The organism is Caulobacter segnis (assembly GCF_003243465.1).
Lineage (GTDB): Bacteria > Pseudomonadota > Alphaproteobacteria > Caulobacterales > Caulobacteraceae > Caulobacter > Caulobacter segnis_A.
This window is the reverse complement of record NZ_QFQZ01000130.1, coordinates 1-7,117: the sequence shown is the minus strand read 5'-3', so window position 1 is coordinate 7,117 and position 7,117 is coordinate 1. Positions and strand designations below refer to the sequence as shown.

Below are 7,117 nucleotides of genomic sequence, written 5' to 3'. Positions count from 1 at the left end.
AGGACATGCAGGCGATCACCAACGCCTATTACGCCAAGTTCGTCGAGGAGCTGGCCGCCACCGGCGTGACCATCATCCCTCTTCAGGACGCCGTGGCCCGCAGCCCCGGCCTGCAGCGGCTGATGAACATGGCCAAGCCCGCGCCGTATATCCGCGGCGGGGCCAACCGCAGCGGCTTCTATTCGCCGCCCGGCTACAAGTTCTACTTCACGCCACTGGACGGCCGCGCCAAGGCCATGGGCGACACCATGACCACCACGGGCTCGCAGGTGCCCGAGGAGATGGCCATGAAGGAGCTGAACGCCGGCATCCTAGGTGTCCGCATGGTCGTCGACTTCGCCGAGATCGAGGCGCGGGGCCGGGGTGTACTGGGCATGCGTCCCCCGACCGCTCGCGTGAAGAGCAAGGCCAATGTCGCGCTGCTGCCCGTCGACACCCAGCTGTGGGTCCTGACGCCCCAGGCCAAGTCGACATATTCGGACCTGGGCCATCGCCAGCGCTACGCCCTGACCAGCCCGATCGTCATGCCGGACTCCATCCTGTCGGCCGACGACACCACGACCCGGGGCAGCAAGCTCAGCGACGGCGTCGCCAGCGCCATCGGCGTGCTGGGCGGCTTTGGCGGCCAGAAGACCCGCACTTACCAGGTCACAGTCGATCCGGTCGCCTGGAGCAAGGACGTTTCAGCCGCCATGGATGAAGTCGGCAAGGTGATGATCGCGCGGTTCAACGCGGATCGATGAACTCGAAGCGCTCAGCCAAGGCGCGCCATCGCGCCTGGGCTGAGCGAGCATCTGTCTGGCGCCACGAGCCGACCTTGGCTCATGTGCGAGAGGACGAGTTCACTGCTGATGGGATGCCCCAAGGCGAGCCGCTAGCCGCGTCATCGAGCACCCATTGCCGAGTGGCGCCACCCCTGTCGGGCTTCGCGCCTTCGCCGGGGCCCATCTTCAAACAGTTTCGTTTCAGCTTGGTCCTCGTGTCCCTTCTGGCGCTTGGCCTATACGGTCGCGACTTCATGAACCGATGATCGCCGCCGTCTTCAAATGGCCGCCCCACATGCGGCCCTTCCGAAGGTCAGATAATGGGATGGACCGGCTGCTCCCCGGGAGGGCTAGTCTTCAAGGACTGTCACCCGCCTCAACAGGAGAGCAGTCATGGAAACCAGTAGCATTGAAGGCGCGCCTGCGCCGTCTGTGATCGGCATCGACATCGGTAAGGAGGTGTTCCACCTCGTCGGTTTTTGCGACGGCAAGGTGGTTTTCCGTCGGAAGATAAAGCGCCTGGCGCTGGCCGACACGTTCAAGAAGCTGCCGCCGTGCGTCGTCGGCATGGAGGCATGCCTCAGCGCCCACTTCGTCAGTCGGACGCTGAGAGCTTTGGGCCATGACCCGCGGATCATCCCGGCCATCTATGTGAAGCCGTTCCGCAAGGGTCAGAAGAACGACTACAATGACGCCGAAGCCATCGCCGAAGCTGCAACGCGGCCGAACCTCCGGACGGTGCGGCAGAAGACCCAGGCCGAGCTCGACCTTCAAGCCTATCACCGCATTCGATCGCGTCTGGTCTCTCGCCGCACCGCGACGATCAACCAGATCCGCTCTTTCCTGATTGAACAGGGCATCGCCGTGCGCGCCGGCGCCAGGGCGCTGCGCAACTCGTTGTTCGATATCCTGAAGAACCGCCAAGACGAGATCTCGCCGCGCATGGCCGATCTGATCGTTGGGCTCTACGAGGACTGGCTCTGGCTGGATGAGCGGATCGAGAGCATCACCGCCGACATCGAGCGCGTGGCTCAACAAGAGCCGAACTGCCGGCTGTTGATGAGCGTGCCAGGTGTGGGGCCGATCATCTCGACCGCAATGGTGGCGGCCGTCGGCGATGGCGAAGCCTTCGAACGTGGAAGAGATTTCGGCGCGTGGCTCGGCTTGGTCCCCAAGCAGTACAGCACCGGCGGGCGCTCCATCCTCGGACGCATTTCCAAACGCGGCGACAAATACCTGCGCATGCTGTTCATCCAAGCCGCGCGCGTGCTCCTCATGCGACCGCAAACGTGGGAGCGGTTCAGCTTTGGGCCGTGGCTCGAGCAGGCGGCCACTCGCCTTCACCGCAACAAGCTGGCGACCGCGTTGGCCAACAAGCTGGCGCGCATCAGCTGGAGCGTCCTGCAAAACCGACGCGCCTTCGACGTCCATCTCCAGGAGATGCCAGCGATATAGATTTCAACCGACAAGTTCGCGACTGCAGAAGCATGGAACGGATCGATAAACGCACCTGAATCTGGTGACTCTTCGGGCTCTAACGAGACCTATCGGCTAATGAGATCAACGGTGCGAGCGTACTCCCATCAAGGCCACGGCCCGCGAGCCGACCAGTAGGCCGGATACATATGAGCGACTTCCAGAAATCCGCGCGTCCGCAGTTGTGATCCGCAGCCGGTCCATACAGAAGAGTCAGGTTTCCGCGTTCGTCGTAAGCGGAGCCTGGACCCCACCTAGCGCCGGCGCCGCGTTCCTCGGATGGTGCGCGCCCTGATCTAGGGCGAGCTTAGTTCCATGACGATGCCATCTGACGATGCCATGACGGAGACGGTTACTGTCCGTCGGGTGGAGATCTTCACGGGCGCGGGCCAGCGCCCGAGCTGGTCGGAAGAGGCCAAGCGCCAGATTGTGGCCGAGAGCTACAGCGGCCTGGAGACGGCGTGCGCGGTTGCGCGGCGCTACGGGCTTTCGCCGACGCAGCTGTTCACCTGGCGAAGAACATTCCGCACGCCGGCTGCGCAGAGCGCCGAGCCGATGTTCGCCCCGGTCGTAGTCGAGCCCGTAAAGCCCGAACCGTCGCCGCCCCGTCGCAAGACGCGTCGCCCGCGCCGAGGCGGCATTGAGCTTGAGATCGACGGCGTGGTGGTCCGGGTCGGCTCGGACGCCTCGGCCAAGACCGTGGTGGCGGTGATCGGCGCGCTGAAGGCGCAAAGGTGATCGGCCCATCGGGCGCGGTCCGGGTGCTGGTGGCGACCAAGCCGGTGGACTTTCGCAAAGGCGCTGAAGGCCTGGCGGCCCTGGTGCGCGAGGAGATGCGCGCCGACCCCTTCGGCGGCGCCATCTTCGTCTTTCGCGCCAAGCGGGCCGACCGGATCAAGCTGATCTTCTGGGCCGGTACGGGCCTATGCCTCTACGCCAAGCGGCTCGAAGAGGGCGAGTTCCGCTGGCCCAAGGTCCAGGACGGCGCGATCCGGCTCACCGCCGCCCAGCTTGGCGCCCTGTTGGAGGGCCTGGACTGGCGGCGCGTTCATCGGTCTCAACGCACGCGCACGCCCCTGGCGGCTGGCTGATCTGAACCGCTGCGGCACGTTGACTCAAGTCGTTCGCGGGGGCGCCACAGACGTGCGCGAACATGCTGTATGTCCGTCGTCAGGACATTTGGCGCAGATGGGGGCGTAAATTAGCGGAGAGCGGGCCTGGTCTGGGGGCTAATGTTAGGCGGCCAGCTTGCGGTGCAGCAAGCGCCGATATTCGAGGGTCTGTCGCTTGACCCTTTCGCGCCGTTTGATGATGGCGGCGGCCCTGCCGAAGTAGGCGTCGGCCGGGGTCACGTTGGCCAGGCTCTCGTGGTAGCGCTGGTGGTTGTAGTGCTCGACGAAGGCCTCGATCTGAGCCTCCAGGTCGCCGGGCAGGAAGTAGTTCTCCAGCAGGATGCGGTTCTTCAGGGTCTGGTGCCAGCGTTCGATCTTGCCCTGGGTCTGGGGATGCATCGGGGCGCCACGTACATGGCTCATCTTGTTGGCCTCGATGTATTGAGCCAGCTCGTCGGCGATGTAGCTGGGGCCGTTGTCGCTGAGCAGCCGGGGCTTGTGCACCACCTTGGCGCTGTCGCAGCCAGAAGCCGCCAAGGCCAGGTCCAGCGTGTCGGTGACGTCCTGCGCGCGCATGTTGGCGCACAGCTTCCAGGCGATAATGTAGCGCGAGAAGTCGTCGAGCACGGTCGACAGATACATCCAGCCCCACCCGATGATCTTGAAGTAGGTGAAGTCCGTCTGCCACATCTCGTTCGGCCGCGTGGTCTTGGTGTGGAAGGCGTCGGCGGCCTTGATCACGACGAAGGCTGGGCTGGTGATCAGGTCGTGGGCCTTGAGCAGCCGGTAGACCGTGGCCTCGGAGACAAAATACTGACGTTCATCGGTAAATCGCACCGCCAACTCGCGCGGGGACAGCTCGCTGTGTTCCAGCGCCATCTCGACGATCTGGCCCTGGATGTCGTCGCTGATGCGGTTCCACACCCTGCTCGGCGCCGAAGGCCGATCCTCCAGGGCTTCAGGCCCGCCGTCGAGGTAGCGGTCGTACCAGCGGTAGAAGGTCCGGCGGGGGATGCCCAGCTGGTCCAGCGTGCGCTTGGCCGGCAGGTGCGACTGCTCGACGATCCTGATGATCTCCAGCTTCTCGGATGCGGGGCGACGAAGCCCAGATCCTCCTTAACTCACAACCTCAAATCTGTGCCATTGGTGCTGACGGGGGACACCAACAACTACAGCATCAACTACGCCAAGGCCCTGCTAGCGACCACCAAGTCGGCGGACCTGCATCGCCCGGAGGACCTGAAGAAGGCGACCGGGCTCACCACCGAGCAGATGGCGCGGCTGGAGCGGGAGATGGCGTCCGTCACCCACGATTACAAAGAACTCGAAGCCACCTATGGCGACGACATGCTCCTGCTGGTGATCGCAGCCGGCTTCCTGGAGCGGCTGCTTTCCAAGCGCGAAGTCGAACGGTTCCTAGCCGTTCGGCACCCCGAGATACTCGAAAACTTCAGATCGATCGTCGCCGCGGCTTCGTTGGATCAGGTCCAAGCCGCGGCGTGATCTAGAGGATGGGGACCGGGACCCGAAAGCGCCGGGACCGTCGGAGAAGCCGCCGGAGGGGCGGATCAAGGGCGGTGGCGGGGGCGGCGGCGAACCCGCTTAAGCCCGCTAGGCCTGCCGTCATATGGCAGGCCGGGCCGCGGCCTTTGTACACCGATCAACTGGACGGCCAACCACGTGGCGCTGGCCGTTCATGGGTGTTGGCGTGAGGAGATTGGGGCAGCGGCGTCTACCGGATCTCCGAGAGCATAATCGCCATAATAAGCTGACCCCCTTATGCGCCGGAAGGGCAGGGCGTAACTTCAGCCGGCTAGCCTCGCCGGAGGGGCGAGGATCGACGTCTGGGGTTCGCTCCCGGCTCCATGCGGCCCGTCGTCCTGCTGGCCGAGCAGGATCTTGGTCGTGGCTACGTCGGTCTGGGTTCTGCACCGAATAGCCGAGCGCCCGTGGCCGCCAGTTCACGCGCCCTGTTCATCGCCGACGCCCTAAAAATACTGCCCGATGGACATTCACCTAGTGACGCGCGCATTGCTCACCTGTCGATTATGGGCGCTGATTCCGCTGGCGCTAGTAAGGCCACGAGGCCCAGGGCAAATACCCTGACTACCCGCATTTTTCCCGTGACCCTCAGAGAAAAACGGTCCGCCATAAGGGTAGGGCACGTTACGCACAGCTGCGCTTGTCCTAAGTTATTGGAATGTATATCGAAAAATTTGCAGGAGGTGGTATGCCATGGCATACCGCCCCCCCTGTTCCATTGATTTTCAAATACTTAGGTGGTATGCCATGGCATACACACCGGGTTGAGAGGCGCCTCATGGCCGCAAGCGTGCGAAAAAATGGGAAGGTGCCGTTGTCGGTCCGAGTCCATCCCGACACGATCGACCGCGCGCGCTTGGACGCAGAGAAGATCGGCGTGCCTATGGCGGACTACATCGAGATGCTGATCACCAGGCGCGGCGTGAAGAACTACCAGTATTTCGCCCAGCAGGCGGCGTTCCAGTCCTTCGTCAGCGCGGCCTTGGTGATCCACCTGTCACGCAAGGCCATGTCGAAGGATGAGCTCGCCGCAGCTCAGAAGTTCGTCTATTCGGCGGCCGCCACCTTATTTGGGCAGCCCTCCGAACGCCCCCCGGAGATCGGGGAAGATCCAGATGATCTCGACCCGCGCGTGACGGCCCTCTTTGAGGCCTACGACGGTTGGTAGGCACGGGTCTAACCCGGTCCAGCAGCTAGTTGAGCAGATGGCTACAGGGCCCAAGAGCATGCGAGTTCTTCCATGTCGGTGCCAACAGGTCGGCATTTGGCGAGCCCAAACATGGCGATGGAGGAAGGAGTTCGCGTGAACAAGCTCAGCCTTGAAGGCCGCTATTCCAACCGATCGAATGCCCTAAGTTTGACGCCGTGGAACGATCGCTGATGGCATGCGTCAGATGTATTTTCGGACGAGTAGGGGGCGAGGGGGCTGATGAAATATTTAGATCTCTGGGCCGATGTGGAAGCGATCAGCGGTCCGTCCGGTAGATTCTACTATCGTCGAGCCGTCATCACTTGGTCGCGGCCGAAGATATGGAATCCGGAAGACCCAGAGTTTAGCGTGCCTTCCAGCTGGGCGGGGCATGGTGGCCTCTACGCGATGCTGCGAAATCACTGGCGGCAGGCTGAGGGCCGACGCATCGCCTATATTGGAAAAGCTATCTCCTTCACGAACCGGCTTAACAACAAGCACAATCATTTCGACATCGTCGAGCGACGCGGCGACACTGAGGTATCGTGTGGTCGAGTACGATTTGAGCGGGTCAAAGCCCACGCTGGCTACTATCTCGAACTCGAAGACGTCGTAAAATTCGCCGTCTGGCACCACTCCGAAAACGTCCAAGGGTTCTCATCCTTGCCCGGCTTTCGCCAGTCCCAGCCACGCGTGATGCTGCCGTGGGTGATCATCAATGAAGGATATCGATTTGGCGGCGCGATGCCGCGCCGGATCGTCTACCCGGCAATCGGCGTAGAGTTTTAGACCTCTGGGGTCAGTAGAGTTATCTCGCCTAGGCACGGCGAAGTGTGAGGAGCGAGTTTCCGGAGATGAGCTGACGTCAGCTATTGGCGCGGCTCTGCTGATTCAGCTCGAAAACTCTGATGCTTTCCAACCACCCTCAGGCGACCTTTGGTTAGCCTGCTCCTAGGTGTCCGCCGTCAGCGCCCATGAGACAGATTGAGGGTTCCGTTTAGAGGAGGGTTTTGGTCTCGTCGAAGTGACGAAGG

General features: G+C 62.8%; 7 protein-coding genes and 1 pseudogene. 7 read left to right on the top strand and 1 reads right to left on the bottom strand.

Annotated features, from left to right (window positions below; all coding sequences use genetic code 11):
• The 4 genes from DI526_RS22665 to tnpB all read left to right on the top strand — a co-directional run.
• On the top strand, nt 1-743 hold a 743-nt coding region (locus tag DI526_RS22665), incomplete at its 5' end, for a hypothetical protein (protein ID WP_304283086.1).
• A gap of 414 nt (nt 744-1,157) precedes the next feature.
• Nucleotides 1,158-2,219 carry an IS110 family transposase gene (locus DI526_RS22660; protein WP_299008486.1) on the top strand — a complete coding sequence of 354 codons (1,062 nt, stop codon included), beginning with the start codon at nt 1,158-1,160 and terminating at the stop codon, nt 2,217-2,219.
• A 360-nt stretch (nt 2,220-2,579) separates the two neighbouring features.
• Nucleotides 2,580-2,978, top strand: coding sequence for a transposase (locus DI526_RS22655; protein ID WP_304283079.1), 399 nt, complete (start codon nt 2,580-2,582; stop codon nt 2,976-2,978).
• A complete protein-coding gene (tnpB, locus tag DI526_RS22650; protein ID WP_304283076.1) occupies nt 2,975-3,331 on the top strand; it encodes an IS66 family insertion sequence element accessory protein TnpB in 357 nt (118 codons plus the stop codon). Before DI526_RS22655 ends, tnpB begins: the two co-directional genes overlap by 4 nt.
• Before the next feature lie 144 nt (nt 3,332-3,475).
• Here the strand turns inward: tnpB and DI526_RS22645 are convergent.
• Nucleotides 3,476-4,459: pseudogene (locus DI526_RS22645) on the bottom strand (IS3 family transposase); the annotation flags it as partial.
• Between DI526_RS22645 and DI526_RS22640 the strand changes: the two are divergent.
• From DI526_RS22640 to DI526_RS22630, 3 genes are all read left to right on the top strand, one after another.
• Nucleotides 4,400-4,855, top strand: coding sequence for a plasmid partitioning protein RepB C-terminal domain-containing protein (locus DI526_RS22640; RefSeq protein ID WP_304283088.1), 456 nt, complete (start codon nt 4,400-4,402; stop codon nt 4,853-4,855). The pseudogene DI526_RS22645 and the gene DI526_RS22640 overlap by 60 nt on opposite strands.
• 817 nt (nt 4,856-5,672) lie before the next feature.
• A complete protein-coding gene (locus DI526_RS22635; RefSeq protein ID WP_304283072.1) occupies nt 5,673-6,062 on the top strand; it encodes a hypothetical protein in 390 nt (129 codons plus the stop codon).
• Between the two features lie 261 nt (nt 6,063-6,323).
• Entirely contained in the window at nt 6,324-6,872 is a 549-nt protein-coding gene (locus tag DI526_RS22630) for a hypothetical protein (protein WP_304283069.1), read from the top strand.
• The last annotated feature ends 245 nt before the right edge of the window (nt 6,873-7,117 follow it).

Bases quoted from the DNA above. Each gene is read 5' to 3' on its own strand.
- DI526_RS22660 (WP_299008486.1), top strand. From the start codon at position 1,158: ATGGAAACCAGTAGCATTGAAGGCGCGCCTGCGCCGTCTGTGATCGGC.
- DI526_RS22655 (WP_304283079.1), top strand. From the start codon at position 2,580: ATGACGGAGACGGTTACTGTCCGTCGGGTGGAGATCTTCACGGGCGCG.
- DI526_RS22635 (WP_304283072.1), top strand. From the start codon at position 5,673: ATGGCCGCAAGCGTGCGAAAAAATGGGAAGGTGCCGTTGTCGGTCCGA.
- DI526_RS22630 (WP_304283069.1), top strand. From the start codon at position 6,324: ATGAAATATTTAGATCTCTGGGCCGATGTGGAAGCGATCAGCGGTCCG.